The following is a 25356-nucleotide window of genomic DNA, read 5'->3' as shown; positions in this document are numbered from 1 at the left end:
TTCTAGTCCCGTTCTTCGAAGCTGAGTAAGACCTTGCCGGATGCAGCGGGGTCGCGGGCGATTTCGAAGGCCGCAGCGGCCTCACCAACGGGGAAGACCTGGGTCACGATTCCGCCGACGTCGAGGGAGCCGTCGGCGAGAGCGGCCACGACCTCGTCGATCTCGTCATTGAACCGGAACGATCCGACGAGTTCCAGCTCGCGGACGATCGCCAGCGAGATCAGGGCCGGCTGCTCGCCGGACGGCAGCAGTCCGACCATCACGATGCGTCCTCCACGGGTGGCACCGCGCACCGCCGATTCGAGTCCCCGGTAGTTGCCGGACGACTCGATCACGATATCGGCGTCGACGCGCGCAATCGCGTCCGCATCGGTGGCGAGGAGCGTTTGGGTCGCACCGAGCAGGCGCGCCCTCGACAGGGGCGGCTCGACCGTGTCGACCGCGATGATCTCCGCTGCGCCATGGTGCCGCAGCACGGCGATCACGAGCGACCCGATCGGACCGCACCCGACAACGAGAGCTCGTCTGCCGCGCACCTCGCCTGCTCGCCCAACGGCGTGCCACGCAACGGCGGCCGGTTCCACGAGAGCGGCGTCGCGAAGCGACAGCCCCTTCGGGAGTTTCCGCAGCATCCGGCTGGGCAGCGCGACCCGCCTGGCAAATGCACCCGACCGGTGCGGGAACCGGGCAGCACTGCCGAGATAGGTCCCGCCCGGTGCAAGATTCGGCCGCTCGATCGGATAGCGACTGCCATCACCCGGCCCCGGCGTCAGGGGGTGTACCGCGACACGGGTCCGGGCAACGGGTCCGGATCCGTCTGCGGCCGACGTGACGACCGTTCCGACGATTTCATGCCCGAGCAGAAGCGGCTCTCGGAGAATGGATTCTCCGGCCGCCCCATCGAGCCAGTAGTGCAGGTCTGATCCGCAAATGCCACCGAAGGCGACCTCAACGACCGCCTCATCAGCCTCAGGCCGCGGCTCTCCGATGGCCTCGACCCGAAGGTCTCCCTTGGCGTGGGCGACAACGCCGAGAACGCCGGTGTGAATATTCGACATGTTGGACTCCTCTGTCCTGTGAATGTGGTTCCGTTCGCTGAATCCGCTGTGCGCAGGCCAGGTTGCTGACCGGGTCTCGTCACACCACGGCGGTCATTCCGCCGTCGACGAAGATCGTCTGCCCGTTGACGAAGTCCGACGCGGGCGACACGAGGTAGATCAGGGTGCCGACCAGGTCTGCGACATCGCCCCAGCGTCCGGCAGGTGTTCGCGTGCGCACCCAGGAGCTGAAGGCCTCGTCCGCGACCAGAGCCTTCGTGAGCTCGGTCGCGAAATACCCGGGCGCGAGGGCGTTCACTTGGATGCCGCTGACCGCAAGATCAGCACACATGCCCTTCGTCAGCATCGAGATTCCGCCCTTGGTCGCAGCGTATGGCGCAATGCCTGCTCGCCCGAGCTGGCTTTGCACCGATCCGATATTCACGATCTTGCCGCTGCCGCGGGTCACCATCCCTCGAGCGGCCTGCTGGCCGACCAGGAATGCACCGGTGAGGTTGGTCGCGACGATGTCGTTCCAGTCAGTGAAGGTGAACTCGGTGAACGGGGCCCTGCGCTGAATTCCGGCGTTGTTGACCAGGATGTCCAGCACACCCCACTCATTCTCGATCGCCGCGATTCCATCGGCGACGGCGGCCGGGTCGGTGATGTCGAAGGTGGATGCGATCGTTTCCACCCGGCCGGATTTCTCCAGCCCGGAGCGGGCCGCGTCAACCTGATCGCGGTTGCGTCCGTGGACGACAACCCGCACTCCCGCGTCCGCGAGGCCGCCCGCGAGCGCAAGTCCGATTCCTCGGCTCGATCCCGTGACGAGTGCCGTCTTCCCCGAGACGTCAAATAGCGTGTTCATCAGTTCTCTCCTGTGTCTTTCAGTAGAACTCGACGGTATCGACCCGGTTTATCAGGGGTTGTCCGTCGAGGAAGCGAGTGGCATTGCGGGTGAAGAGCTCGGCGATCAGCCGGTCCTCTGCAGCGTTGAGAGCGGCGGTGTGCGGGCTGACCAGGACGTTCGGCAGATCCCAGAATGGGCTGTCGGTGGCGAGGGGTTCTTCGGCGAACACGTCGAGGGCCGCGAACCCGACCCGGCCGTTCCGCAGCGCACGCAACAGTTCGTCCTGGTCGATGACGGTCCCACGTCCCACGTTCACGACGGTCGCGCCCGGCTTGATCCGGGAAAAGAAGTCGCTGCCGAAGAGTCCGTTGGTCGCAGCGGTCCCGGGCAGGGTCGCGACGACAGCATCCAGCTCGTGCGCCACGGAGGGGATTTCTTCGGGCTGGATGAAGCGGGAGACTCCCGGGATGTCCTGCGAGCCACGGGTCGTGCCGATCACGCGTGCGCCGAGTGCGGCAAGACGGGAAGCGACTCCGGCACCGATGCCACCGAGACCGGCGACAAGGACCGTCTGCTCACTCACAAGCCCCATGGTCCAGCGGCCACTCCAGGTGTGGTCGTGCTGCTGGGCAAGGAGGCGCGGCAATGACTTGGCGCCGGCGAGCACCCCGAAGAGTGCGAATTCGGCGAGGGGACCGCCATGCACGCCGGCGGAAGTCGTGAAGGCAACCCGTTCCAGCTGCGCCGCGCTGAGCTCTGCGGCGGCAACCTGTCCGCCGCCGCCCGCCGCCATGGTTTGCACCCAGCGCAAGCGCGGGTTGACTCCGACGGTCTTCTTCAGTGCCGCGGAATCGACGTCCGGGATGCCGTAGAGCACGTCCGCGCTATCGACGAGGGCCGTGAAGCGCTCCTGCTGCGCAGCAGTGCGGTGGAAGGAAGGGTCGCCGTTGAAATCGCCGGGATGGCGCTGCGGGGGCAACAGCTCCTGATCGCGGATGAGCTGCAGGCGGGGTTCACCCGTTTCGATGCGGTGGCATAGTTCCTCGGACAGTGGAGCCGCGACAACGACTCGAAGGCGAGTATCTGATTCGATCACTGTATTTACCCTTTTCTGCGCCGAATAGGGGTCGGTGTGCGGCGCTCCTGAATGTCAAGCTGCATCCATCCTACTGAACAGAGTTCGCTAGAGTGAACGACATGTCAAACCAACGTAGTTTTCCTGCTGCAAATTCGCTTACTGTCGGAGTCATTGGATTGGGAGTGATGGGCCGCCCGATGGCTGCAAGCCTCCTGCGCAGCCCTGCAGCCTCCTGGAACGTTGTCATCAGCGACCGAGGACGCGAACGCTATTCCGAACTCTTGGATTCGGGAGCCTCCTGGGCGGAATCCCCGCGGCGGCTCGCTGAACAGGCCGACATCATCGTCGACATGCTCCCGGACCTTCCGCAACTTGAACAGGTTCTGAACGGCCCCGACGGTATCGTTTCGGGTATCACGACCCTCACTTTGTTGGTGATTTCCTCCACGTCCTCCGCGTCCGGCATCCGTGAGCTCGCGGACAGGCTCGCAACTGAGACCAACGGTCTCCTCCACGTCGTCGATGCCCCTGTGAGCGGCGGCGAAGACGGTGCGGTCGCGGGGACACTCTCGATTATGGTCGGCGGCAGCGCTGACGATGTCGACCTCGCACTGCCCGTGTTACGGGCCATCGGGACCCCGGCGCACCTCGGTCCGCTCGGTGCCGGCGCAATCGCCAAGTTCTGCAATCAACTCATCGTGGCGGCGAATATTCTGGCGCTCGGCGAAGCTGCGGTCCTGGCGGAACGGAGCGGCCTCGACCTCGGCGCCCTCTTCGACCTTCTCGAAAACGGGTACGCGGGCAGTCGGGTCCTGGACAGCCGGAAGCGGCGTATCGTCGACGCGGACTATCGCCCGTCCGGAGTCGCCAGGTACATGATCAAGGACCTCCGCTACGCACTCGAAGAAGCCGATCGAACCGGCACCGATGCCGCTCAGCTGCGTCTGCTGCTCGACACCTTCACCGATCTCACCGCACACGGTTTCGGCGACCAGGACATTGCGGTCACGCGGGCCTATGTCGAGTCGAAGAACCCGCCACCGGTCGCAGTCGCCTAACCGCACCCTGATGGTCCGATGTCTGCCACACAGCGGGCAGGCACCGGCTGAGAATCGCGCCCGCTCATCAACAGTCCCACTGTGGGAAAATCAGGTGAACCCTGGAGGTTTCCCATGTCAACCATTCCCACAGCACTTCCCGTCCTGCCGGCGTCCGTCCACCTCGCCCCCGGCGTCGGCGGGCTCCCCATCGTCCGTGTCACCGGCCGCGCCGGGTCGGCCGAGGTGTACCTGCACGGTGCGCACGTCGCCTCGTGGGTTCCGGCCGGCGGAGCCCCCGTGCTCTGGATGAGCGCGGCGAGCCGCTTCACCCCGGGCACCGCCATCCGCGGCGGAATCCCGATCTGCTTCCCCTGGTTCGGTCCGAACGCAGCGGATACGACGGCGCCGGCCCACGGGTTCGCCCGCGTGACCGAGTGGCAGCTGTCCGGCGCCGCCGAGGTCGCTGACGATGTGGTGCTGACCTTCCACCTGACGGACTCGCCCGCGACGCGCGCGTCGGCGTGGCCGCATCCGTTCGAAGCCCGCTACACCGTGACCGTCGGTGCGACGCTCCGCCTCGAGCTGACCGTGACCAACCGGGACACGGTGGCCGTGACCGTCGAGGAGGCGCTGCACAGCTACTTCGCGATCGACGACATCCACCGGACGACGGTCACCGGGCTCGAGGGCGCCCCGTTCCTCGACAAGGTCTCAGGCGGCACGCTCGAGCCAGGGGCCGACGGCCCCGTCGGCTTCGTGGCGGAGACCGACCGGGTCTACCCCGGCACCACGGCCACCACGGTCATCAAGGACGGGACGCGCAGCATCGCCGTCGCGAAGACCGGCTCCGAGAGCACCGTCGTCTGGAACCCATGGATCGACAAGGCCGCGGCAATGGCGGACTTCGGCTCCCAGGAATGGACCGGCATGGTCTGCGTCGAGACCTGCAACGTGGGCGCAGCCGCGATCACCCTCGCCCCCGGCACGAGCCACACGATGACAGCGGAGTTCACCGTCACTGAAGCAGCTTGAGAGTCACCTTTCCGGTCGAGAGTGACCGCTGTAACGGGCACTCTCGACCGGAAAGGTAGTGGTCAGGAGGCGGTCGGGGAGACCGGGGCGTCGCGGAGCAGCCAGCCGATGGCGTCCGCGGCGCTCCACCCTTCCGGATGTGCAGCGAGGAGCACGGCGGCCCCGTCGATGTCGTTGCCGAGCGTCAGCAGCGGCGCCTCGACGTAGCCGGTCTTGCGGGTCTGGCCGAGGCCGACGGTCGCGGTGAGCGCGTTGCAGAGGCAGGCGCGGCCGGCAGCATCCTCGGCGGTGCCTCCCTTGCGCACGTACATGTGCACGGGTTCGCTCGGGCAGCGGAACCCGACCGTGCCGTCCTTCTTCGCATAGGGCTCGCGCAGGTAGCTGAGGTCGCAGAGACGCACCCGGTCGGCGTAGACCGCCGGTTCGGACAACGTGCCCGGCAGCTGGGCCACCTTGAACGGGAATCCCGTCGGCGAGGCGGCGGCGTCGGTGCGGATCGAGAGCTCCGTCGCGTCGAGGCGGCCGAGCACCTGGTCGCGCAGTTCGGGGGCGAGGCCGGACTCCTGGCTGAGCGCGAACAGGGTGCCGACCTGCACGCCCTGTGCTCCCGCGGCGAGCGCGACGGCGAGGCGTTCCGGCTGCCCGTAGCCGCCGGCGAGCCAGAACGGCAGGCCGAGTTCGGCGATCTTGACGATGTTCGCGTCGTCGCGCGGGCCGTAAATCGGCTGGTCGTCGTCGTCAAGGGTGAGCCGGCCGCGCGGGGGCGCGTTGTGCCCGCCTGCCGTCGGGCCCTCGATGATGAACCCGTCCGGGCGGATGTCCGCATCGCGCGCGAGGTAGAACGCGAGCACGTGCGCCGAGACGATGGCGAGGAAGAACGGGCGGAGTAGCGGCGGGAAGGTCTCCGGCGTCAGCCCGAGGACGTCGACGGGATCCACGCTCACGGTGTGGACGGCATCCGCTTCGGCCCCGTGCACGTCGATGTCGATCGTGCCGACCCGGCCGGCGGCGAGCTCATCGAGGAGGTGCGGGATCTGGCGCGGGATGCCGGCGCCCATCAGGACGTAGTCGACCCCGGCGAGCATGGCGCCGAGTGCGGCCGGCGGGGTCGCCATCTGCACCTTCTCCATGTAGTTGATCCCGACGATCCCGGTGTGGCCCTCCTTGGCCAGCCAGACCTCGGTGAAGTTGCCGAGCACGCTGAGCTCCTGCTGCTCGCGGGTGGGCTTCAGGGACAGTTTGGGTACGGGAAGGTACGGCTCGCCCTCCGCGCGGCCCTCGGCCTGGAAGTAGCGCTCGAGAACGGGCCCGACCAGTGCGGGAACCGGGAACGCGGCGAGCGCCCGGCGGATGTGTCCGCCGGCGTCGCCGTCCTGAAGCCTGCGTGTGAGGACGGAGTCGAGGGCGACGCCGGAGACGACGCCGAGCTGGCCGGTGCGGGCCACCGCATTGGCGAGCCGCCAGGACGAGACGGCCATGCCCATGCCGCCCTGGATGACCACGGGCAGTGTTCTGTCGGACAAGAGGGCCTCCGTCGATCTGCGCCGGGGCGTCCGCCGCGAGAACGGGGGTGCCACTGCAGTCGCTGAGACCGGGGGTGATCAGTTGCAGGGCGCAGGGCAATCGTAACTCACGGCATATTCCCGAATCGGGTTGCATTCGGGCCGCGACCCCGTGACCGGGATACCGGATCGTGGCAGACTCGATGAGTAAGACGGAGATGGAGGTTGGCCTGCACCCGCGCCAGAGTCTGCGGGCAGGCATGTGATGACACACCATGTGAGACAACGCTTGTAAGCGAAAGGACGCTTGACATGAGTTTCATCGGATTTCTACTTCTCGGCCTGATCGCCGGCGCGATCGCCAAGGCCATCCTGCCCGGCACCCAGGGCGGCGGCTGGTTCGTGACCCTGCTCCTCGGAGTGGTGGGCGCGATCCTCGGCGGCTGGCTCGGGTCCCTCCTCTTCGGCGTCGGCATCGGCGATTTCTTCCAGCTGTCCAGCTGGTTGCTCGCCATTGCAGGGTCGATCATCGTGCTGCTGATCTATGGCGCCGTCGTCAACCGGAGGCACACCGCGTAGCGGCGGCCGCACACGCCCGGTGCATCACCACCGTCACCTGCGCTGCCCGCCTCAGAAACGGCAGCCGCGACTCTAGCGGTGCTCTGACACCGCGGTGACGTCGTGCAGGTGATGCACCGGGTCATGCACGAAGTACTGTCCCATCGTCGTCACAGTGAACCGGGCGCCGTCGCTGCGCCTGCCGACCCGACCGAGTTCGGCGGCGGGGACCGCGGTAAACGCAACGGCCGCGGATGCCGCGGCCTCGGCCAGTTCGACGGCGACCCGTTCCGGGGCCTGCTCGCCGTACCGTTCCGCCACGGCCGTCGCGTCCTGGTCCCAGTTCGGGAACAGGGGGTCGTCCTCCGAGCGCATCAGCGCGAGCCGGACGGTGAAAATACGGAACACATCGCGAACATGGGCGGCGTACTCCAGGGCGGACCAGGTGTGCTCGCTCGGCCGCACCGCGACATCCGCTCGCTCGAGCACGGGCAGCCAGGCCGCGGCGTTCTCGCGGATCAACCGTGGGATGTCCTCGAAGACGACATCCGCGGCGACGAAACCGCACTCGGGGCAGGGGCGCTCGAGCACCCAGGTCCAGTCCTTGGTGTCCGGGGGAATATTCATGCCGCGAGCCTACCAATCCGCTGTGAGGTTCATTCCGAACTACTGGCAACCGCACCCCCGCGGTCTCTACCAGGAGGAAATCTCATGCGCACTTCACCGAACCGCCTCGTCGCCACCGTCTTCGGAGCCGTCTACCTGCTCGTCGGCCTGCTCGGCTTCGCCGTCACGGGTGGGGTCAGCTTCATCGCCACCCAGGGCGGGCTCCTGCTCGGCCTCTTCGCCGTCAACCCGCTGCACAACGTCGCCCACCTGCTGATCGGCGCCGCACTGCTCATCGCCGGCCTCTCGGGCGTCACCGCGGCCAAGTCCGTCAACACCACGATCGGCGCGGTCTACCTGCTCCTCGGCATCGTCGGGTTCTTCATCGCTGGCTCGGAGCTCAACATCCTCGCCCTCAACACGCCAGACCACTTCCTGCACCTCGCCAGTGCGATCGTGCTGCTCGGTGCGGGCCTCGCCGCCGACAAGGTCGTCCGCCACTCCGCGGTCGCCTGAACCGCCGGCCGCTCCACACCCGCATTCGCCACGCAGCACGCCGCACCACGCATCCACGAACAGGAGCTTCGATGACCCCGATCAGCCGCCTCTGGCTCTCCTCTGCCGCCATCGGCGCGGGAACGATCCACCTCGCCGTGGGTGCGAGCGCCCCGGTGCTCCTCATGATCACCCTGGTCGGGCTCGGCGCTGCCGAGCTCGGCTGGGGCGCCGTAACGCTGGTCCGGGGGCGGGCACTCGCCCCCGGGGCAGCGCTCTTCGGAGCCCTGATCCCTGTCTTTGTCTGGGGCGCCGTCGCAACCCTCGGCAGCGGCCTCGGCGTGCCGGCGACCGCGACCGGCCTCCCGCTCCAGCCGATGGCCACCGCAACCCTCTTCGACCTCTTCCTGGCCGGCTCCCTTGCACTCGCCCTGCGCCGCACCCGCCGCGCCGCCAGCACCGGCACCACCACCACCGAGCGCGTTCCGAATTCAGGAGTTCAGGCCGAATCCGGCCCGAATCGCCCCGAGCCAACCCGAATCAGGCACCACGTCCTGGATTCGGCACACACCCCAGCGGGTGAGACGGCCGGCGGGTGGCGCTTCCTCGCGGCTCTCACGCTCGCCGCCCTCGTCGTCTCCGGGCTCACCACACCGGCGCTGGCCGCGACGGATGCCGGCGCGCACGCCGTCCCGCACGGCTCGCACGGTCTTCCCTCGGCCCCTACCCCCGAGACCCCGGCCGGCCACCACCACTAGCCGCGGGTCAGGACGCGGGCAGGGCGCCCTGGCTGCCCATGAACCGCTGCACGTCCTCGTCGACGATGATGTCGCTCGGCCGCAGCGGCCGGGTGAGGTAGAGCCCGTCGAGGCCGGTCAGCCGGCTGAGGGCAACGTAGGTCTGGCCGGGGCTGAAGACCCTGGTGCCGAGGTCGACGATCGCCCGTTCGTACGTCGCGCCCTGGGACTTGTGGATGGTGACCGCCCAGGCCAGCCGCAGCGGGAACTGGGTGAACTCGGCGACGACGTCCCTGCTGAGCTTCTTCGTCGCCTGGTTGTAGCTGTACTTGTACTTCTCCCACACGGCCGGCTCCACCTCGTGCGTCGTGCCGTCGATCTCGACGTAGACCGTCGAATCCACCTTCGTGACCGTGCCGATGCTGCCGTTGACCCAGCGCGCGCCGCCGTCGAGCGGAGAGTCGTTGCGCAGGAACATCACCTGGGCGCCCACCTTGAGCTCGAGCACCGCGTCCGCTGGATAGGTGCGGCCGCCGAAGTCACCGGTGACCTCTGCCTTCGCGGTGAGCGCCTTGCCCGGCAGTCGTTTGAGCGCGGCCGCGTTGATCCGGTTGACCGCGTCGTTGCGGGTGGCGAGGGTAATCACGCCCTCTGCAGGCGGGGTGCGGGCGCCCGCTGCGTTGAGCGCGCCGCCGATCTCCGCGGTGACCTGCCCGTAGCGCACGGCGTTCAGCATGTGCCGGAAGTCGGCATCCCGCTGCCGGTGCACCTCGGTCAGTTCGAAGATGCGCAGTTCAGCGCCCTTCCAGACCTTCGCGTCGAAGAACCACATCGACCGGTAGGTGTCGGTGAAGTACGCCCGCTCGTCGGAATCGCCGGGGACGGGCGCGAGCTGGTACGGGTCGCCGAACAAGACGATCTGCACGCCGCCGAAGCTGTCGTTCGGGCGCTGCCTGGCCTGCCGGAGGCTGCGGTCGATCGCGTCCATCAGGTCGGCGTTGACCATCGAGACCTCGTCGATCACGACGGTGTCGATCGTGTTGAGCAGCTTCTTGACCTGGTCGTTCTGGTCGATCGCGTGGTCGGCGATGACCCCGATCGGCAGCCGGAAGAGCGAATGGATCGTCTGCCCGCCCACGTTGAGCGCCGCGACACCGGTCGGGGCGGCGATCACGATCTGCTTGCTGGTGTTCCACGACAGGTGGTTCAGCAGCGTCGACTTGCCGGTGCCGGCGCGCCCCGTCACGAAGACATTCTGGCGCGTGTTCTCGATGGCCTGGTAGACCTCGGCCTGCTCACGCGACAACGAAATCGGGGACACGGGTCGCTTTCAGTAGGAATGGAGGGAACATTCCACTGTATCCGCCCGGGCCGGTGCCGGGGGCGGATGCCGGGCATCCATGGACATCGCAGCTCCCGTCCCGCACCCACGCACGCCGGCACCTCAGAATCGCGCCCGTAGAATGTGGACGTGAGCAACCGCGACCGCACGGCCCCGCGCGACCGGGGCCGAACCCTCGTCGCCGTCGTCGTGGTTGTCGTCCTCCTCGTCGCCGCGCTGTTCGCGGCGATCGGTTCGCTCAACCGCGAGGTGTACAGCGCGGGTGGTTTTGTGCGCCAGTACCTCGACGCCCTGGCCAGACACGACACCGCGAGCGCACTCACCCTGCCGGGGGTGACCCCGACCACGGCAGAGCTGACGGCGGCGGGCCTGCCGACGGAACTTCCCGACACGCTGCTGCGGGCATCCGTGCTCAGTTCGATCACCGCGATCAGGCTCGTCAGCGACACCGTGCAGCCGGACGCCGCCGACACAGGCACAGGCACCGGCACCGCCGAGGTGCACAGCGTGATCTACGCCTTCGACCTCGACGGTGCTCCGGAGACGATGGAGTTCCGGGTGGCCAGGGCGGGAACGTACGCGGCGGTCTTCGACTCGTGGCGCTTCGACACCAGCCCCCTCGCGGTGCTCGGCGTCACGGTCTTGCACGAGGCGAGTTTCTCGGTCAACGGCCTCACCCTCGACACGCGCGCGCACGCGGCGGCCGACGGCCCGGTGACGTTCTCGAACCAGGCCGCGTACCTCGCGTTCGCCCCGGCCCGGTACACGATCGCGCACGAGTCGGCCCTGCTGACCGCGGCGCCGCAGTCGGTTCCCGTCACGCAGTCCGGGGCGACGGATGTCTCGGTCGACGCCGAACCGAACGCGTCCTTCGTCGGGCAGGTCCAGTCGGAGCTCAACGCCTTCCTCGATTCCTGCGCGACGCAGACAGTCCTGCAGCCCTCTGATTGCCCCTTCGGGATCGAGATCAACGACAGGGTCAAGTCGGTGCCGACCTGGTCGATTCCCGAATACCCGGCCGTGACGCTCGCCGCCGGGGACACCGCCTTCGACATGCCGGCGACGGCAGGCAGGGCGCACATCAAGGTCGCCGTGCAGTCGCTCTTCGACGGGGACCTCAGCACCCGGGATGAGGATGTTCCGTTCGCGGTCGCGATCCAGGTCGTGGTCGGGGCCGACGGGTCGCTCGCGATCCAGCTCCGCTGACCGATTCCGGCAGGGACTAGGGCTGCCGGGTGTCGCGCGAGGCGAGCCGCTCGAGCTGGGCGTTGTAGCGGATGAGCTCGGCCTCGCCGGTCCGGTCGGCGTTGCGGTCCTTGCGCCGGGTTTCCTTCTCGTCACTGCGGGACCACTGGATCGCGACGGCGATCGCCAGCGCGATCGTCGGGATCTCGCCGACGCTCCAGGCGATGCCGCCGCCCAGCTGTTGGTCGGCGATCGCACTGACCCCCCAGGTACGGCCCATCGCGCCGTACCAGTCGGCGAGGAGCAGGCCCGTCCCGGTCATCAGGGCGACCCCGAAGAAGGCGTGGAACGCCATCGTGCCGAGCAGCAGCAGCAGCCGGAAGGCGTAGGGCAGCCGGTACGGCACCGGGTCGATGCCGATCAGGGACTGCACGAACAGGTACCCGGTGATCAGGAAGTGCACGACCATCCACTCGTGCCCGATATGGTCGGTCGTCGCCCAGCTGAACAGGTTCGAGTAGTAGAACACCCAGAGGGAGCCGGCCCAGAGCACTGCGGCGACGATCGGGTTCGTCAGGACGCCCGCGTACCGGGAGTGCACCGCGAGGAGGATCCACTCGCGGGCTCCGCGGCTCTCATCGGTGCGCTTGTGGATGGCCCGGGCGGCAAGGGTGATCGGGGCGCCGGGCACGAGGAACACCGGCACCAGCATGGTGAGCGCCATGTGCATCAGCATGTGCGACGAGAACAGATACTTCGCGTACAGGTTGGCGCCGCCGTTGGTGATGTAGAAGAGGATGAGCATCCCCACCACCCAGGACACGGTCCGGTAGACAGGCCAGGAGTCACCGCGCTTGTGCAACCGGTAGACCCCGGCCAGGTAGAAGAAGATCCCGAAGGCGCAGAACAGCACCCAGGCCAGGTCGAAGTCCCACTCGGTGAAGTACCGGGCGAAGGTCAGCTCTGGCGGCAGCAGCTCGCCGGTGAGGATCTGCGCGGGGGTCGAGGTGGCGACCTGGGTCGCCACGACCTGGGCGACCGGGGTCGCGGTACGGGCGAGCGCCGCAGCAACCCCTGAGGCGAGTCCCATGAAAGCGAGCTCGCCGACCACGAGCCACCAGAACCAGGTGCCCGCGCTGCGGCCGGCGGCGCCCGGTCCCGCGAGCGTGGCCCGGCGCATCCGCTCGACGAGGAACCGGCGCTGCAACACACCGAAACCGCCGAGCGTGATGAGGGCGACGACCTTCACGAGCACGAGGATGCCGTACGGCGTCAGAAGCCGGTCGATGCTGCCGATCCGCAGTTCGGCGCTGACGTAACCGGAGGCCGCGACGACGATGAAACTCACGAGGGCGAGCGTCGAATAGCGGCCGATGACGGCGTTGATACGCGTGCCCTCGAGCTGTTTGCGGAGCACGACGACCGTCAGGAGCCCGCCGAGCCAGATCGCCGCGAACACGAGGTGCAGTCCGAGTGCCGTGATCGCGACGTCGTGGCCCTGGCTGCCCGCTGCGTGGCCCTGGAGCGCCATCGGAACGAGGGCGCCGATCGCGAGGGCCGTGACGAAAACGAGCCCGGTCTGGCTGCGCACCGCGAAGCACAGCACCGTGACGCCCGCGGCGATGAGCGTGGTCGCGAGCCAGGCCTGGCCGAGTTCGATCTGGCTGAAGAACTGGCCGGCGGTCGCGCTGAAGCGGTCGTCGAAGGCCAACGGGACATCCGTCACCTGCAGGAAGGTCAGGAACCCGGTGAGAGCGGAGGCGGCGGTGAAGAGTGCCGCGGCTCCCGCGGCGAAGTCGAGCGAGGTGCCGTATGCGTTCTCGCGGGGGCTGAGCGCGAAGCAGGCGAGCACGAGGGCGCCGATCGTGCCCGCAGCACCGAGGTTGACGAGCAGCTTCGCCACCGGGAGTCCCCAGCGCACGAGCGGCCCCGGGTCTGCGAGCAGTTGCGCAGCAGCGCCGCCGCCGTAGGCGAGGGCCAGCAGGGTCGAGAGCACGGCCACCAGGAGGAGGGCTGCAGGACCGGAGATCCGCACGAGACGAGGCACGGCTCCAGCTTAACCGGCCAGCCGGGTGGGTATGCCGAGAGCGGATGCCACGGACCGGACGCAGAGGAGGGCGCCGGCCGAAGCCGACGCCCTCCTCTGTATGAAGCAGGTGAAGCAGATGAAGCGGGTGAAGCAGGTGGAACGGGTGCCGATGTTACTTGGCGGCGGCCTTCAGCTTGCTGCCGGCGGTCAGCTTGACGCGGTGGCCTGCTGCGATGGCGATTTCTTCGCCGGTCTGCGGGTTGCGGCCGGTGCGCGCCGCGGTGGCGGTGCGCTCGACGCCGAGCCAGCCCGGGATGGTGACCTTGCCGTCGCTCGCGACGGTTTCGGCGAGTGCGGCAAAGAATGCGTTGAGCACGCTGTCGACGGCAACCTGGCTCTGGCCAGAGTCTGCGGCAACCTTGGCAACGAGCTCGGTCTTGTTCAGCGACTTGTCAGCCATTGAGTGTCCTCCTCGGACCTTCGTCTGTAAAAAACAGGTATGCGGGTAATGCGGGCGACGCCAGAAGGCGCATCCGTTGGTCGGTTGGACCGCGTTGAATCTAACAGAGTTCCGGGAACTTCCGCGTATTTCCGGCGTTTTTCGGCATCTTGGGGCGCTTTTTGCCCTTCCGGGAGTGCCATTTCCGCTGTGCGCGGAATCCGGGGTCCCTCGACGAGACATCCGCCCGGGTACGAGAAAGGGGATGTCGACCGAAGTCGACATCCCCTCATTCGCGGAACCGGAGTTCAGCGAAGCGATTCAGCGGGTGTTACCAGCTGGACTTGGTGATGCCGGGCAGCTCGCCGCGGTGCGCCATGTCGCGGAAACGCACGCGCGAGATGCCGAACTTGGAGAGGTGGCCACGGGGGCGACCGTCGACGGCGTCGCGGTTGCGCACGCGCACCGGCGAAGCGTTGCGGGGAAGCTTCTGGAGGCCGAGGCGGGCTGCCTCGCGCGACTCGTCCGTACCGGACTCGTCGACGAGGGCCTTCTTCAGCTCCAGGCGCTTGACGGCGTAACGGGCAACAACGATCTTGCGCTGTTCGTTACGGGCGATCTTGCTCTTCTTGGCCATGTGTTAGCGCTCCTCTCGGAAGTCAACGTGCTTGCGCACTACGGGGTCGTACTTCTTGAGCACGAGACGGTCGGGGTCGTTACGACGGTTCTTGCGGGTCACATACGTGTAACCGGTGCCGGCCGTCGAGCGGAGCTTGATGATCGGGCGGACGTCATGCTGCTTGGCCATTAGATTTTCTCCCCACGGGCGAGCAGGTCCTTGACGACCGACTCAATGCCACGAGCATCGATAACCTTGATTCCCTTGACCGAGAGGGTCAGGGTGACGTTACGGCGCAACGAAGGCACGTAGTACTTTTTGGTCTGTACGTTCGGGTCGAAACGACGCTTGGTGCGTCGGTGCGAGTGCGAAACGTTGTGTCCAAAGCCGGGAACGGCTCCGGTCACCTGGCAGGTTGCTGCCATGGTTCTCCTCCAATACCGAAGGGCGAATGCCCTTCCCAAGATCTCTTGTCGGCCGGGCACAGCAGTTCCACTTCACTGGTTCAGAAAGCGAAGCCGATGTATTCCGGCAGTGCACGCAAAGATATGCGCAGCAACCGCCAACTCTACGGGTCGACGGGTGTCCGCGCAACTCCGCTCAGGCGATGGCGGCGGCGGCGGATGCCGCGGTGCACGCCGCGCACAGGCCGAACACGTCGACGACGTGGGCGGCCTGGGTGAAGCCGTGCTCGGCGGCGACGTTCTTCGCCCAGGTTTCGACGGCATCCGCTTCGATTTCGACGGTGAGGCCGCAGTGCCGGCAGATCAGGTGGTGGTGGTGGTCTGTCGTGCTGCAGGCCCGGTAGAGGCTTTCGCCGTCGGGCGACTGCAAGCAGTCGGCCTCGCCTTCGCCCGCGAGGTCGGCGAGGGCGCGGTAGACCGTCGCGAGTCCGATCGGGGATCCGGTGGCGTGCAGGCGGGTGTGCAGGCCCTGCACGCTCACGAATCCGACCGTGTCGCTGAGGGCGGTGCGCACAGCCTCGCGCTGCCAGGTGTTGCGCTTCATGACTCCCACCCTAGGCTCGCCCGGGCGGCGGCACGACCGGAAGCCGGCCGGGTGGGCAGGGCGGCGGTCCGGGAACTGCCGGCCCGGGAGCGGATCTGACGCACGGCGAGAGCCAGGAGGAAGAACGCTGCTGCGGTGAGCGCGATCGCGGGCCCGGCGGCGACGTCGATGGCGCGCGAGAGCAGTACCCCGCTGATCCCGGCCGTCGCCCCGAGGACGGGTGCCGCGACGAGGATCTGCCCCGTGGTGCGGGCGAGCAGGCGTGCGGCGGCCGCGGGGGCTGCGATCAGGGCGATCGCGAGGATCGCGCCGACCGCGGGCATCGCGGTCACGACGGTCGCGGTGATGAGGCCCAGGGTCAGGAGTTCCATCGGCCATTCCCGGTATCCGGCCGCGCGGTATCCACTCGCATCGAAGGTCGAGAACAGCAGTTCCTTGCCGAAGAAGACGATCACCAGAACGGCGACCACGAGGACGCCGCCGGCGAGGCCGATGTCGGAACCGGTCGTGGTCAGGATGGATCCGACGAGGAACGAATCGACGTGAACGGGCAGCGACGGGTTGAGCGCCTGCAGGAGCACCCCGAGCGCGAAGCCCGCCGTGAGGACGATGCCAGAGGCCACCTGGCTGCCCTGGCGGCGCACCCGGCCGATCACGGTCATGATTCCGACGATGGCGATGCTCGCGACGAAAGCCCCGAGCGGAATGCTCAGCCCGAGCATGGCCGCGGCGACCGCGCCGGGGAAGGTGGCGTGGGTGAGGGCCTGGGCGAAGAAGGTGCGCCGGCGCAGCACGACAAGGGAGCCGACGAGGCCGCAGAGTGCGCCGATCACGGTCGCGGCGATGAGGGCGGTGCTGAAGTAATCCATCAGAGCACCGCCGCGGGCCGAGGCTGCGGCGCGCGCAGCCGGTCGAGCAGGAGTCGGCCGACGAGGGCGAGGGCGTACCCGGCGACGAGTACGAGCACGACGGTCGCGCCGCTCGGCAGGTTGATGCCGGCCCCCACGGATGCCACATAGCCGAGGGAGAGGCCGAGCCACGCCGCGACGGCGGCGAACACCGCCGCGACCGGGAACAGCAGCCACAGGCGCACGGTCACGAGCCGTGCGACCGCGCCGGGAACGATCAGCACCGCGAGCACGAGCAGGGTTCCGACGGCGCTCGACGCGGCGACGACGACGAGCGCGATCGCCACGTTGAGCACGAGGTCGAGCACGAAGGGCCGGTAGCCGACGGCGGAGAACCCGGTGCGGTCGAAGGCGCGGAAGAGTTGCTCCTTGAGTGTGACTCCCACGAGGAGGAGGGCGATCGCGCAGATCACGATCGTCTGGACGACCTCGACCACGCTGATCGTGAGCAGCCGCCCGAACAGGAGCTGTTCGAGCTGGCCGACGTAGTTGGTCTGCCGGGACACGACGATCACGCCGATGCTGAACATGGCCGTGAACACGATCGCGATCGCGGCGTCGACCGGCACAGCCTTGCGCATCAGCACCGCCAACACGATCGCAGTGAGCACTGCCGCGACGATCGCCCCCGCGAAGAGGCCCTCACGGCCGCCCCAGACGAACCCGATCGCGATGCCGGGAAACACCGCGTGGGTGAGCCCGTCGCTGATGAATTCGAGCCCGCGCAGGTTGACCAGCACGCCGACGATGCCCGCGACGAGGCTCAGCACGAGGAGCACCACGAGGGCGCGGGACATGAACGGCAGGGAGAAGGCGTCGAGAAGCGCGCCCCAGGCATCCACTCAGTGCCCCGTGTGGCTGGGCACGACGACGGTGTGCTCGTCGAGTTCGACCCCGACGGACCGGAAGGTGCGCTGGACGTTCTCAAGGCTGAGCACCTCGTCGAGTGGGCCGAAGGCGACCTGGCCGCCGTTCAGCAGCAGGACCGATTCGCAGACGTCGCGGGCGAGTTCGAGGTCGTGCGTCGAGATGAGCACGGCAACACCGTCGGCCTTGAGTCGCTTCACGGTGTCCACGAGCGCGTTGCGGTTCTCCTGGTCGAGGCCGTTGAACGGTTCGTCGAGCAGGAGCAGGCGGGGCCCGGATGCGAGGGCGCGGGCGAGGAGGCCGCGCTGCTGCTGGCCCCCGGAGAGTTCGCCGAACCGGGTCCTGGCGCGTTCGGAGAGGCCGACGGCCTCGAGGGCCGCTGCGACGTGCGCGCGGTCGCGTTTGCCGGGCAGGCGCAGCCAGCCGAGGGAACGGTATCGCCCCATCATGACCACCTGTTCGAGGGTGACCGGGAATTCCGGGTCGAGCTCGTCGGCCTGGGGCACGTACCCGACCGCGCCTGCGGGGGCCGGGGATTCACCGAGCACTTCGACCGTGCCTGCTGTGCGATGGATCAGGCCGAGCACTCCCTTGAGTAGGGTCGACTTTCCCGAACCGTTCGGCCCGATCAGGGCGACGGCCTCACCCGCGCGCAGGTCGAAGGCGACGTCTTCGAGCGCGGGCGTCTGGGCGTATGCGAAGGATGCCCCGGCCACGTGGAGGGCGAGCGGCGCGGCGGTCCGCGGTTGAGAATCGTTCTCGTTCACGTGTTCACTCTCGCAGGTCTGCCGGTACGGCGGTGGGGACTCTGCCCCAGGACTCGAGGATCAGGCGCACATTGTGCAGCTGAGAGGCGACGTAGGTGGCACCGTCGCTGCCGGCCGGGCCGAGGGAATCGCCATACAGGGCGTCGTCGCCGGAGTACACGGTGACGCCGGCCTGCCGGGCGATCGTGTCGGCGGCCTTGGGGCTGATCGAGGCCTCGGAGAACACGGCCTTGACGCCGGTGGCCTTGATCTTCGTGACGAGTTGGTCGATTTCGGTTGCGCTCGGTTCGGCGTTGTCGTCGAAGCTCGGGATCACGCTGCCGACGTAGGTGATGCCGTATGCGGCCGTGAAATAACCGAAGGCGTCGTGGTTGCTGACGAGAAGCCGCTCCGCGGCGGGGACCGGGTCGATGTTCGTGCGGATCCAGCCGTCGAGCGCTGCGAGCGTGCTTCCGTAGCCGGCGGCGTTGGCCGTGAAGGCAGCTGCCCGGTCGGCGTCGGCGGCACTCGCGGCCGCGAGACCGGCGGCGATGGTGCGGGTCATGGCTTCCGCGTTCGCGACGTCGGTCCAGATGTGCGGGTTGCCGCCCGCGTGGTCGTGTGCGGCATCCGCCGTGTGGGGGGCCTCGTCGTTTCCGGCGCCGCTCTCTGCGATCGTGATGCCCGCATCGGAGTCGATCGTGACGCCATGGAAGCCGGAGGCGTCGATCGCGTCGGTGAGCCATTCCTCGAGGCCGACGCCGTTGATGACGAGCACATCGGCGCGGCCGAGGGCGGTCAGGTCGGCCGCGGACGGGTCGTAGCTGTGCGCGCTCTGGTTCGGCTGGATGAGCTGGGTCAGCGTGACGCCCGGGGCATCCCCGATCACGTTGCGGGCGAGGTCGGCGACCTGGGTGGTTGTCGCGACGACCCGGAGGTCGCCCGATGCTCCTCCTGAGCCTCCGGCCGAACCGGGCGTCGTGGCCGAGCATCCGCTGAGGGTGAGCGCGGCCGCGGCCAGGAGTGCGGGTACGAGGATTTTCGAGGGGGTCACGTAAGCGACGCTATCCCTATTGATAATGATTGTCAAAACCATTAGGTGGGCTCGCCACCGCTTGGTGGCTGGCGGGCTAGACGACGCCGGAGGTGCCGAGCAGGGACCCGATCAGGAAGGTGACCACGAGCGCGGCGGCGCCGCCGAGCACGACGCGGATGATCGCCCGCAGCTTGGGGCTGCCGCCGAGGTGGGCGCCGGTCGCGCCGAGGGCGGCGAGGGCGACGAGCACGGCGCCGAAGGTGATCGGGATGCGCACGCTCGCGGGCAGGAGCAGGATCGCCAGGAACGGGAGCAGCGCGCCGAGGGTGAACGCCGCGGCGGAGACCCAGGCGGCATGCCAGGCGCTGACGACGTCGTCTTCCGTGATGCTGTGCTCGGCCAGCAGGTGGGCGCGCACAGGGTCGATCGCGGTGAATTCCGTGGCGACCTGGCGGGCGGTCGCGGGCGCGAGGCCCTGCTTTTCGTAGAGTTTCGCGAGTTCCTCGAGCTCGCCCTCCGGGTCGATGCTCAGTTCGTGCTTCTCGCGCGCGATCAGGGTGCGCTGGCTGTCGCTCTGGCTGCTGACGGAGACGTATTCACCGAGGGCCATCGAGATCGCCCCGCCGACGAGACCGGCTGTGCCGGCCGCGGCAATGACTGCGGTCGAGCCGCTCGCGCCGGCGACGCCGACGACGAGGGCTGCGACGGAGACGATACCGTCGTTGGCGCCGAGCACCCCGGCGCGAAGCCAGTTCAGGCGGCCGGCGTGGCTCTCGGTGCGCTTCCGGTCGTCGGCTGCGGCTTCGACCGCAGGAGCGACGGGGGCGATTCTGGCGGGGGCGATGGAGGTCATTGGAACATCAGACCACAGGGAATCCACGTCCGCCAGCGTGGAAAGCCTTACCTCACCAGCGCGTTAAAGAGCTGGTGAGGTAAGCCTTCCCAAAGTCTGAACCCGCTATTCGAGGAGGAGGGCCGGTTCCTCGATGATGCTCGCGACATCCGCCAGGAAGCGGCTCGCCACGTCTCCGTCGACGACCCGGTGGTCGAAGCTCGCGCCGATGGTCGTGACCTGGCGCACGCGCACCTCGCCGTCGACGACCCAGGGCTTGGGCTTGATCGTGCCGAGGGCGACGATCCCGGCTTCGCCGGAGTTGAGGATCGGGGTGCCGGTGTCCATGCCGAAGACGCCGATGTTCGTGATCGTGATCGTGCCCCCGGCCTGGTCTGCCGGCGTCGTCTTGCCGTCGCGCGCCGTGAGGGTGAGCGTCTCGAGGGCGCGAGCGAGCTCGAGGAGGCTCATGTCCTGGGCTTCCTTGACGTTCGGCACGATCAGCCCGCGCGGGGTGGCCGCGGCGATGCCGAGGTTCACGTAGTGCTTGATGATGATTTCCTGATCGGTGAAGACCGAGTTCACGGTGGGGTTGCGGCGCACGGCCCAGATCATCGCCTTGGCCATGATCAGCATCGGCGAGACCCGCACCCCGGCGAAGTCGGTCGAGGACTTGAGGCGCTTGACGAACTCCATCGTGCGCGTGGCGTCGACGTCGACGAACAGGCTGACGTGCGGCGCGGTGAACGCGCTGCCGACCATGGCCTGCGCGATCGCCTTGCGCACGCCCTTGACCGGGATGTGCTCCTCACGGTCGCTCGGCCACTCGGGCGTCTGGATGTTGCGGAACACGCTCGCCTGGGTCGCCCCGCGCAGCACGTCCTCGCGGGTGACGTCGCCGACGGGGCCGGTCGCCTCGACGAGGGCGAGATCGACGCCGAGGTCCTTCGCGAGCTTGCGAATCGGGGGCTTGGCGATGACGGGACCGGCGGATGCCGCTCGCGGCGCCCGCGCCTGGGCTGCGGCGGCCGGCCGGGGCGTTTCGATCGCGGGAGGAGCGATCGAGGCGTGCGGCGCGGCACCGTCGGATCCCCGACGGCGACGGGTCGGCACGCTCGGAGCGGCTCCCCGACCGACGAGCACCTTCGGCTCCTCAGCGGTGATGGTCGACCCGGTGTCGAGGGCTGCGCCGGCCAGCTCGGTGACGTGTGCGGCGGGGACCTGTCCTGCTCCGGCATCCGCCGTCACGGCAGCGGGAGCAGCGGCCGGAGCCGGACTGACGGCTGCGGGCTCCTCGGCGGGGACGATGGTGATGATCACCGTTCCGACGTCCACGGTCGTTCCGACCTCCACGAGGATGGCGCCGACGACGCCGACGAACGGAGACGGCAGTTCGACGAGCGACTTGGCCGTCTCGATCTCGACGAGCACCTGGTTGATCGACACGGTGTCGCCGGGGGCGACCCGCCACTCGACGATTTCAGCCTCGGTGAGGCCCTCACCGACATCGGGAAGGGTGAAGTTCAGGACGCTCATCTGGATTCCTTGCTGTGGGTCATGCTAGGTGCGGGGTGGTGCATGTCAGTAGGCGAGGGAACGATCGACCGCTTCGAGGACCCGGTCGGGGGACGGCAGGAAGTGGGTCTCGACGGCCGCGGGCGGGAAGGGGGTGTCGAAGCCGGAAACCCGCAGCACGGGAGCCTCGAGGTGGTAGAACGAGCGCTCCGTGACGGTCGCCGCGATTTCCGAGCCGACGCTCACGAAGCCGTATGCTTCCTGGGCGACGACCAGGTGGCCGGTCTTCTCCACGGAGGTGAGGATGGGGCCGTAGTCGATCGGGGAGATCGAGCGCAGGTCGATGACCTCGATGCTGATGCCCTCGACCGCGGCGAGTTCGGCGGCCTGCAGCAGGACAGTGACCATGGCGCCATGGCCGACGAGGGTGACGTCGGAGCCGGCACGGACGACCCGGCTCGCGTGCAGGGGAATCCCGCTCGCGCCGAAACGGACCTCGCCCTTGGGCCAGTAGCGGCTCTTCGGCTCGAAGAAGATGATCGGGTCGTCGGAGGCGATCGCCTCCTGCATCATCCAGTAGGCGTCGTGCGGGTTCGAGGGGCTCACGACGCGCAGGCCCGGGGTGTGCGCGAAGTACGCCTCCGGGCTCTCCTGGTGGTGCTCGATCGAGCCGATGTGTCCGCCGTAGGGAATCCGGATCACGACGGGCATCGTGACCTGGCCCTCGTGCCGGTTGCGCATCCGGGAGAGCTGGCTGGTGATCTGGTCGAAGCCGGGGAAGACGAAGCCGTCGAACTGGATCTCGCAGACGGGACGGTAGCCGCGGAGGGCGAGGCCGATCGCGGTGCCGACGATGCCGGACTCTGCGAGCGGGGTGTCGAGCACGCGCTTGTCGCCGAATTCGGCGTGCAGGCCCTCGGTGACGCGGAACACGCCGCCGAGCGGTCCGATGTCCTCGCCCATCATCAGGACCTTCGGATTGTCGAGCATCGCCTGCCGGAGGCCGGCGTTCAGGGCCTTGGCCATCGGGAGGTTCGCCGAGGTGGCTGGAACGGCGGATGCTGCCGCGGGCACTGCAGAAGCGGCCGGCTCCCGGACCGGGGTCTCGGTCACGATCGTGTCGCTCACGCGTCGCCTCCTTCGAAGGATGCTTCGTATCGGTCGAGCCAGGCCTTCTGTTCCTGGATCAGCGGGTGGGGTTCGGCGTAGACGTTGTCGAAGATGACGGAACGCTCGGGCGAGCGGATCTCGAGGGCGCGGCGGCGGACATCCGCTGCGTGGTCCTCGGCCTCCTCGTCGACGGCGTCGAGGAAGTCCTGCTCGACGCCGAGGCCCTGCAGGTAGGCGCGGAACCGGACGATCGGGTCTTTCGCGACCCAGGCGGCGAGTTCCTCCGGGTCACGGTACTTGGTGGGGTCGTCTGCGGTGGTGTGCGCACCGACCCGGTAGGTCATCGCCTCGATCAGGGCGGGGCCCTTGCCCGCGCGCGCGTCGTCGAGGTGCTTGGCGGTGACGGCGTAGCTCGCGAGCACGTCATTGCCGTCGACCTGGGTGCCGGGCATGCCGAAGCCGCCGGCGCGGAGGTAGAGCGGGGTGCGCGACTGCCGGGTGACCGGCACCGAGATCGCCCAGTGGTTGTTCTGCAGGAAGAAGACCTGCGGGGTCTGGTAACTCGCCGCGAAGACGAGGGCCTCGTTCGCGTCACCCTGGGAGGAGGCTCCGTCGCCGTAGTAGACGATGACCGCCTCGTCGGTTTCGGGGTTGCCGGTCGCGGTCGTGCCGTCGAGCTGCATGCCCATCGCGTATCCGGTCGCGTGCAGGGTCTGCGAGGCGAGCACGAGAGTGTAGAGATGGAAGTTGCCGTGATCCTCGGGGGTCCAGCCACCGAGGGTGACGCCGCGCAGCATCCGCAGGATGTCGACGAGGTCGAGCCCGCGGATCATGCCGACGACGTGCTCACGGTAGGAGGGGAAGACGTGGTCCTGGGGGCGGGTGGCATACGCGCTGCCGACCTGGGCGGCCTCCTGGCCGTGGCTCGGCACCCACAGGGCGAGCTGGCCCTGCCGTTGCAGGTTCGCCGCCTCCTTGTCGAAACGACGGACGACGACCATGTCACGGTAGAACCTGCGGAGGTCGTCTTCGGTCAGGCGGTCGAGGTAGGGCATGAACTCCGCCGCCGCCTCGCTCGGCTCGACGAGCCCGCTCGTCGAGAGCACCTGAACCAGGGGTGAGTCGTTCTCGCGCGCTGCCATCGTACTAACCTAGCCGCCGGGCCGAATGCCCTATTGGTAGATTTTGTACAAGTTCCGCGCAGGTTCGCAGTAGTTCTTCCACAGATTCTTCCTCGCCAATTGAGATCCGGATCCCCTCGGGGAAGGGCCGCACCACGAGTCCGGCCGCACCGAGCGCCTCGGCGGCGACACCGGTTTCCGCGCCCGTCGGCAACCAGATGAAGTTGCCCTGGGGTGCGGGAGTGTTCCAGCCCTGCTCGGTGAGCGCGCGCCAGATCGTGTCACGACGGATGCCGATGGTGCGCACCCGTTCCATGAGTTCGTCATCGACATCGAGCGATGCGATCGCGGCAGCACTGGCGACCCCCGTGACCGACAGCGGAATCGCCGTCGCACGGGCAGCGTCGAGGATCGCAACCGGCCCGAGGCCGTAGCCGACCCGGAGCCCGGCGAGGCCGTATGCCTTGGAGAAGGTGCGGAGCACGACGAGGTTCGGGTAGCGGCCCAGCAGGGAGATGCCCCTGACGGCGTCGGGGTCGGTCACGAACTCGGCGTACGCCTCGTCGAGGATGACGAGCAGCGTCGAGGGGACGACCGCCATGAAGGCCTCGAACTCCGCAGCGTGCACGATCGTGCCTGTCGGGTTGTTCGGGCTGCAGACGATGAGCACGCGGGTGCGGTCGGTGATCGCGGCGGCCATGGCGGTGAGGTCGTGGCCGTGATCCGGCCGGTTGGGCACCTGCACGCTCGTCGCGCCTGCGACGGTGACGAGGCTCGGGTACGCCTCGAAGGAGCGCCAGGAATAGACGACTTCGTCCCCTGGGCCCGCCGCGGCGAGGATGAGCTGGGAGAGCAGGGCGACGGAACCGCTGCCCACGTGCACCTCGTCCGGCGAAAGCCCGTAGCGTGCGGCGAGGCGTTCCCGCAGTTCGGACGCGGAGGCATCCGGATAGCGGTTGTACGTCGTCTCGGCGCCGACGGCAGCGATCACACCGGGCAGTGGCCCGAACGGGTTCTCGTTGCTCGAGAGCTTGAAGGCACTCGCGGCTGCCGCCTTTCCCTGCCTGTAGGCCGGGAGGGCGATGATTTCGGGGCGCAGTCGCACCGCTGACTGGTCTGTGGGGCTCACTCGGCGATTCTACGCCGGGGCGTATTCGCGCGACCGCATGAGCCGCGCGGAGACCGGGCGTGCCGCAGGCCGCACCACCCAAGCGCAGCGCCCGGTCAGGTGCCATAGTGGTCGCATGGCCAGATTCCTGATCAAGCTCATCCTCAATGCCGTCGCCCTGTGGCTCACCACCCTCCTCGTCTCGGGAGTGAGTGTCGAACCCTATGCGCCGGACACCGGCGCCATCGTCGTGACGTATCTCCTCATTGCCCTCATCTTCGGTCTCGTCAACGGCGTGATCGGCGGTTTTGTGCGTGTCATCGCCTTCCCGCTCTACGTTCTGACCCTCGGCCTCCTCGCGCTCATCGTCAACGGCCTGCTCCTCATGCTCGTGGCCCTGATCTCCGACGGCCTCGGCTTCGGCTTGCATGTCGACGGCTTCTGGACCGGGGTGCTCGGGGCACTCGTTCTCGGCATCATCAGCTGGCTGCTCGGCGTGCTCGCGCGTCCCGCCACCGGCCGCCAGTAACCCACCCCCGCACCTGGTTCACGGCCC

The 25356-nt window shown here is 68.2% G+C and carries 28 protein-coding genes; 7 read left to right on the top strand and 21 right to left on the bottom strand.

What is annotated here, in order from left to right:
• Nucleotides 1-2 precede the first annotated feature (2 nt).
• The 3 genes from RHM57_RS18050 to RHM57_RS18040 form a co-directional block, all read right to left on the bottom strand.
• Complete coding sequence (locus RHM57_RS18050) at nt 3-1058, bottom strand: L-idonate 5-dehydrogenase (protein WP_322189051.1); 1056 nt, start codon at nt 1056-1058, stop codon at nt 3-5.
• 79 nt (nt 1059-1137) lie between these two features.
• Entirely contained in the window at nt 1138-1905 is a 768-nt protein-coding gene (locus RHM57_RS18045) for an SDR family NAD(P)-dependent oxidoreductase (protein ID WP_134448468.1), read from the bottom strand.
• A 19-nt stretch (nt 1906-1924) separates the two neighbouring features.
• Nucleotides 1925-2983 carry a D-2-hydroxyacid dehydrogenase gene (locus tag RHM57_RS18040; protein ID WP_134558140.1) on the bottom strand — a complete coding sequence of 353 codons (1059 nt, stop codon included), beginning with the start codon at nt 2981-2983 and terminating at the stop codon, nt 1925-1927.
• A 101-nt stretch (nt 2984-3084) separates the two neighbouring features.
• Between RHM57_RS18040 and RHM57_RS18035 the strand changes: the two genes are divergently transcribed.
• Together RHM57_RS18035 and RHM57_RS18030 are read left to right on the top strand one after the other, a co-directional pair.
• Nucleotides 3085-4023 carry an NAD(P)-dependent oxidoreductase gene (locus RHM57_RS18035; RefSeq protein WP_322189049.1) on the top strand — a complete coding sequence of 313 codons (939 nt, stop codon included), beginning with the start codon at nt 3085-3087 and terminating at the stop codon, nt 4021-4023.
• Nucleotides 4024-4137: 114 nt separating this feature from the next.
• Nucleotides 4138-5037, top strand: coding sequence for a D-hexose-6-phosphate mutarotase (locus tag RHM57_RS18030; protein WP_322189047.1), 900 nt, complete (start codon nt 4138-4140; stop codon nt 5035-5037).
• A 62-nt stretch (nt 5038-5099) separates the two neighbouring features.
• On the opposite strand, the gene RHM57_RS18025 is transcribed toward RHM57_RS18030, so the two are convergent.
• Entirely contained in the window at nt 5100-6560 is a 1461-nt protein-coding gene (locus RHM57_RS18025; RefSeq protein WP_322136854.1) for a nitronate monooxygenase, read from the bottom strand.
• A gap of 291 nt (nt 6561-6851) precedes the next feature.
• Between RHM57_RS18025 and RHM57_RS18020 the strand changes: the two genes are divergently transcribed.
• The gene (locus tag RHM57_RS18020) at nt 6852-7118 is read left to right on the top strand and encodes a GlsB/YeaQ/YmgE family stress response membrane protein (RefSeq protein ID WP_134448476.1); all 267 of its coding nucleotides are present in this window, start codon (nt 6852-6854) and stop codon (nt 7116-7118) included.
• Nucleotides 7119-7190: 72 nt separating this feature from the next.
• Here the strand turns inward: RHM57_RS18020 and RHM57_RS18015 are convergent, their stop codons facing one another.
• The gene (locus RHM57_RS18015) at nt 7191-7724 is read right to left on the bottom strand and encodes a DinB family protein (RefSeq protein ID WP_134558137.1); all 534 of its coding nucleotides are present in this window, start codon (nt 7722-7724) and stop codon (nt 7191-7193) included.
• An 84-nt stretch (nt 7725-7808) separates the two neighbouring features.
• Between RHM57_RS18015 and RHM57_RS18010 the strand changes: the two genes are divergently transcribed.
• Complete coding sequence (locus tag RHM57_RS18010) at nt 7809-8219, top strand: DUF4383 domain-containing protein (protein WP_134448480.1); 411 nt, start codon at nt 7809-7811, stop codon at nt 8217-8219.
• A 71-nt stretch (nt 8220-8290) separates the two neighbouring features.
• Nucleotides 8291-8956 (top strand): hypothetical protein, encoded by a 666-nt coding sequence (locus tag RHM57_RS18005; protein WP_322141078.1) that lies wholly within the window; start codon nt 8291-8293, stop codon nt 8954-8956.
• A 7-nt stretch (nt 8957-8963) separates the two neighbouring features.
• Here the strand turns inward: RHM57_RS18005 and RHM57_RS18000 are convergent, their stop codons facing one another.
• On the bottom strand, nt 8964-10256 hold the full coding sequence (locus RHM57_RS18000; protein ID WP_134448484.1) for an ATP-dependent DNA helicase: 1293 nt from the start codon (nt 10254-10256) through the stop codon (nt 8964-8966).
• 150 nt (nt 10257-10406) lie between these two features.
• On the opposite strand from RHM57_RS18000, the gene RHM57_RS17995 reads away from it, so the two are divergent.
• Nucleotides 10407-11483, top strand: a complete 1077-nt coding sequence (locus RHM57_RS17995) for a hypothetical protein (RefSeq protein ID WP_322189043.1) — start codon at nt 10407-10409, stop codon at nt 11481-11483.
• Nucleotides 11484-11499: 16 nt separating this feature from the next.
• Here the strand turns inward: RHM57_RS17995 and RHM57_RS17990 are convergent, their stop codons facing one another.
• The 15 genes from RHM57_RS17990 to RHM57_RS17920 form a co-directional block, all read right to left on the bottom strand.
• Nucleotides 11500-13509: a cytochrome c oxidase assembly protein gene (locus RHM57_RS17990; RefSeq protein ID WP_174774570.1), complete on the bottom strand. Its 2010-nt coding sequence runs from the start codon at nt 13507-13509 to the stop codon at nt 11500-11502.
• 154 nt (nt 13510-13663) lie between these two features.
• Nucleotides 13664-13951 (bottom strand): HU family DNA-binding protein, encoded by a 288-nt coding sequence (locus RHM57_RS17985; protein WP_134448488.1) that lies wholly within the window; start codon nt 13949-13951, stop codon nt 13664-13666.
• Between the two features lie 310 nt (nt 13952-14261).
• Entirely contained in the window at nt 14262-14567 is a 306-nt protein-coding gene (gene rpsN / locus RHM57_RS17980) for a 30S ribosomal protein S14 (protein WP_134448490.1), read from the bottom strand.
• A 3-nt stretch (nt 14568-14570) separates the two neighbouring features.
• Complete coding sequence (gene rpmG / locus RHM57_RS17975; RefSeq protein ID WP_092322741.1) at nt 14571-14738, bottom strand: 50S ribosomal protein L33; 168 nt, start codon at nt 14736-14738, stop codon at nt 14571-14573.
• Entirely contained in the window at nt 14738-14974 is a 237-nt protein-coding gene (gene rpmB / locus RHM57_RS17970; protein ID WP_134448494.1) for a 50S ribosomal protein L28, read from the bottom strand. Before rpmB ends, rpmG begins: the two co-directional genes overlap by 1 nt.
• Nucleotides 14975-15149: 175 nt before the next feature.
• Nucleotides 15150-15557: a Fur family transcriptional regulator gene (locus tag RHM57_RS17965; RefSeq protein WP_134448496.1), complete on the bottom strand. Its 408-nt coding sequence runs from the start codon at nt 15555-15557 to the stop codon at nt 15150-15152.
• Nucleotides 15554-16426, bottom strand: coding sequence for a metal ABC transporter permease (locus RHM57_RS17960; protein WP_322189040.1), 873 nt, complete (start codon nt 16424-16426; stop codon nt 15554-15556). The genes RHM57_RS17965 and RHM57_RS17960 overlap by 4 nt, the downstream gene beginning before the upstream one ends.
• On the bottom strand, nt 16426-17307 hold the full coding sequence (locus tag RHM57_RS17955; protein WP_134448500.1) for a metal ABC transporter permease: 882 nt from the start codon (nt 17305-17307) through the stop codon (nt 16426-16428). Before RHM57_RS17955 ends, RHM57_RS17960 begins: the two co-directional genes overlap by 1 nt.
• Nucleotides 17308-18099 (bottom strand): metal ABC transporter ATP-binding protein, encoded by a 792-nt coding sequence (locus RHM57_RS17950; protein WP_134448502.1) that lies wholly within the window; start codon nt 18097-18099, stop codon nt 17308-17310. It abuts the gene before it with no gap.
• Between the two features lie 4 nt (nt 18100-18103).
• Nucleotides 18104-19132, bottom strand: coding sequence for a metal ABC transporter substrate-binding protein (locus RHM57_RS17945; protein WP_198413675.1), 1029 nt, complete (start codon nt 19130-19132; stop codon nt 18104-18106).
• Between the two features lie 76 nt (nt 19133-19208).
• On the bottom strand, nt 19209-19967 hold the full coding sequence (locus tag RHM57_RS17940) for a VIT1/CCC1 transporter family protein (RefSeq protein WP_134448506.1): 759 nt from the start codon (nt 19965-19967) through the stop codon (nt 19209-19211).
• A gap of 105 nt (nt 19968-20072) precedes the next feature.
• Nucleotides 20073-21482: a dihydrolipoamide acetyltransferase family protein gene (locus RHM57_RS17935; protein ID WP_322189036.1), complete on the bottom strand. Its 1410-nt coding sequence runs from the start codon at nt 21480-21482 to the stop codon at nt 20073-20075.
• 45 nt (nt 21483-21527) lie between these two features.
• Nucleotides 21528-22487: an alpha-ketoacid dehydrogenase subunit beta gene (locus RHM57_RS17930; protein WP_134448648.1), complete on the bottom strand. Its 960-nt coding sequence runs from the start codon at nt 22485-22487 to the stop codon at nt 21528-21530.
• A 98-nt stretch (nt 22488-22585) separates the two neighbouring features.
• Entirely contained in the window at nt 22586-23713 is a 1128-nt protein-coding gene (gene pdhA / locus RHM57_RS17925; RefSeq protein ID WP_134448510.1) for a pyruvate dehydrogenase (acetyl-transferring) E1 component subunit alpha, read from the bottom strand.
• Between the two features lie 4 nt (nt 23714-23717).
• Nucleotides 23718-24821 (bottom strand): histidinol-phosphate transaminase, encoded by a 1104-nt coding sequence (locus RHM57_RS17920; protein WP_322136857.1) that lies wholly within the window; start codon nt 24819-24821, stop codon nt 23718-23720.
• A gap of 115 nt (nt 24822-24936) precedes the next feature.
• Here RHM57_RS17920 and RHM57_RS17915 point away from each other — a divergent pair, with 115 nt between their 5' ends.
• Nucleotides 24937-25329: a phage holin family protein gene (locus tag RHM57_RS17915; protein ID WP_134448512.1), complete on the top strand. Its 393-nt coding sequence runs from the start codon at nt 24937-24939 to the stop codon at nt 25327-25329.
• Nucleotides 25330-25356: the final 27 nt, after the last annotated feature.

Origin of the sequence: Cryobacterium sp. 10S3 (assembly GCF_034344045.1) — a bacterium.
Taxonomy (GTDB): Bacteria; Actinomycetota; Actinomycetes; order Actinomycetales; family Microbacteriaceae; genus Cryobacterium; species Cryobacterium glucosi.
The sequence above is the reverse complement of the archived record's forward strand: the minus strand, read 5'-3'. Positions and strand labels throughout refer to the sequence as shown.

What these genes read in the sequence shown, in the direction of transcription:
- RHM57_RS18050 (WP_322189051.1), bottom strand. Translation starts at nt 1,058, where the DNA reads ATGTCGAATATTCACACCGGCGTTCTCGGCGTTGTCGCCCACGCCAAG.
- RHM57_RS18045 (WP_134448468.1), bottom strand. Translation starts at nt 1,905, where the DNA reads ATGAACACGCTATTTGACGTCTCGGGGAAGACGGCACTCGTCACGGGA.
- RHM57_RS18035 (WP_322189049.1), top strand. Translation starts at nt 3,085, where the DNA reads ATGTCAAACCAACGTAGTTTTCCTGCTGCAAATTCGCTTACTGTCGGA.
- RHM57_RS18030 (WP_322189047.1), top strand. Translation starts at nt 4,138, where the DNA reads ATGTCAACCATTCCCACAGCACTTCCCGTCCTGCCGGCGTCCGTCCAC.
- RHM57_RS18020 (WP_134448476.1), top strand. Translation starts at nt 6,852, where the DNA reads ATGAGTTTCATCGGATTTCTACTTCTCGGCCTGATCGCCGGCGCGATC.
- RHM57_RS18015 (WP_134558137.1), bottom strand. Translation starts at nt 7,724, where the DNA reads ATGAATATTCCCCCGGACACCAAGGACTGGACCTGGGTGCTCGAGCGC.
- RHM57_RS18010 (WP_134448480.1), top strand. Translation starts at nt 7,809, where the DNA reads ATGCGCACTTCACCGAACCGCCTCGTCGCCACCGTCTTCGGAGCCGTC.
- RHM57_RS18005 (WP_322141078.1), top strand. Translation starts at nt 8,291, where the DNA reads ATGACCCCGATCAGCCGCCTCTGGCTCTCCTCTGCCGCCATCGGCGCG.
- RHM57_RS17985 (WP_134448488.1), bottom strand. Translation starts at nt 13,951, where the DNA reads ATGGCTGACAAGTCGCTGAACAAGACCGAGCTCGTTGCCAAGGTTGCC.
- rpsN (WP_134448490.1), bottom strand. Translation starts at nt 14,567, where the DNA reads ATGGCCAAGAAGAGCAAGATCGCCCGTAACGAACAGCGCAAGATCGTT.
- rpmG (WP_092322741.1), bottom strand. Translation starts at nt 14,738, where the DNA reads ATGGCCAAGCAGCATGACGTCCGCCCGATCATCAAGCTCCGCTCGACG.
- rpmB (WP_134448494.1), bottom strand. Translation starts at nt 14,974, where the DNA reads ATGGCAGCAACCTGCCAGGTGACCGGAGCCGTTCCCGGCTTTGGACAC.
- RHM57_RS17965 (WP_134448496.1), bottom strand. Translation starts at nt 15,557, where the DNA reads ATGAAGCGCAACACCTGGCAGCGCGAGGCTGTGCGCACCGCCCTCAGC.
- RHM57_RS17960 (WP_322189040.1), bottom strand. Translation starts at nt 16,426, where the DNA reads ATGGATTACTTCAGCACCGCCCTCATCGCCGCGACCGTGATCGGCGCA.
- RHM57_RS17940 (WP_134448506.1), bottom strand. Translation starts at nt 19,967, where the DNA reads ATGACCTCCATCGCCCCCGCCAGAATCGCCCCCGTCGCTCCTGCGGTC.
- RHM57_RS17935 (WP_322189036.1), bottom strand. Translation starts at nt 21,482, where the DNA reads ATGAGCGTCCTGAACTTCACCCTTCCCGATGTCGGTGAGGGCCTCACC.
- RHM57_RS17930 (WP_134448648.1), bottom strand. Translation starts at nt 22,487, where the DNA reads ATGGCCAAGGCCCTGAACGCCGGCCTCCGGCAGGCGATGCTCGACAAT.
- pdhA (WP_134448510.1), bottom strand. Translation starts at nt 23,713, where the DNA reads ATGGCAGCGCGCGAGAACGACTCACCCCTGGTTCAGGTGCTCTCGACG.
- RHM57_RS17915 (WP_134448512.1), top strand. Translation starts at nt 24,937, where the DNA reads ATGGCCAGATTCCTGATCAAGCTCATCCTCAATGCCGTCGCCCTGTGG.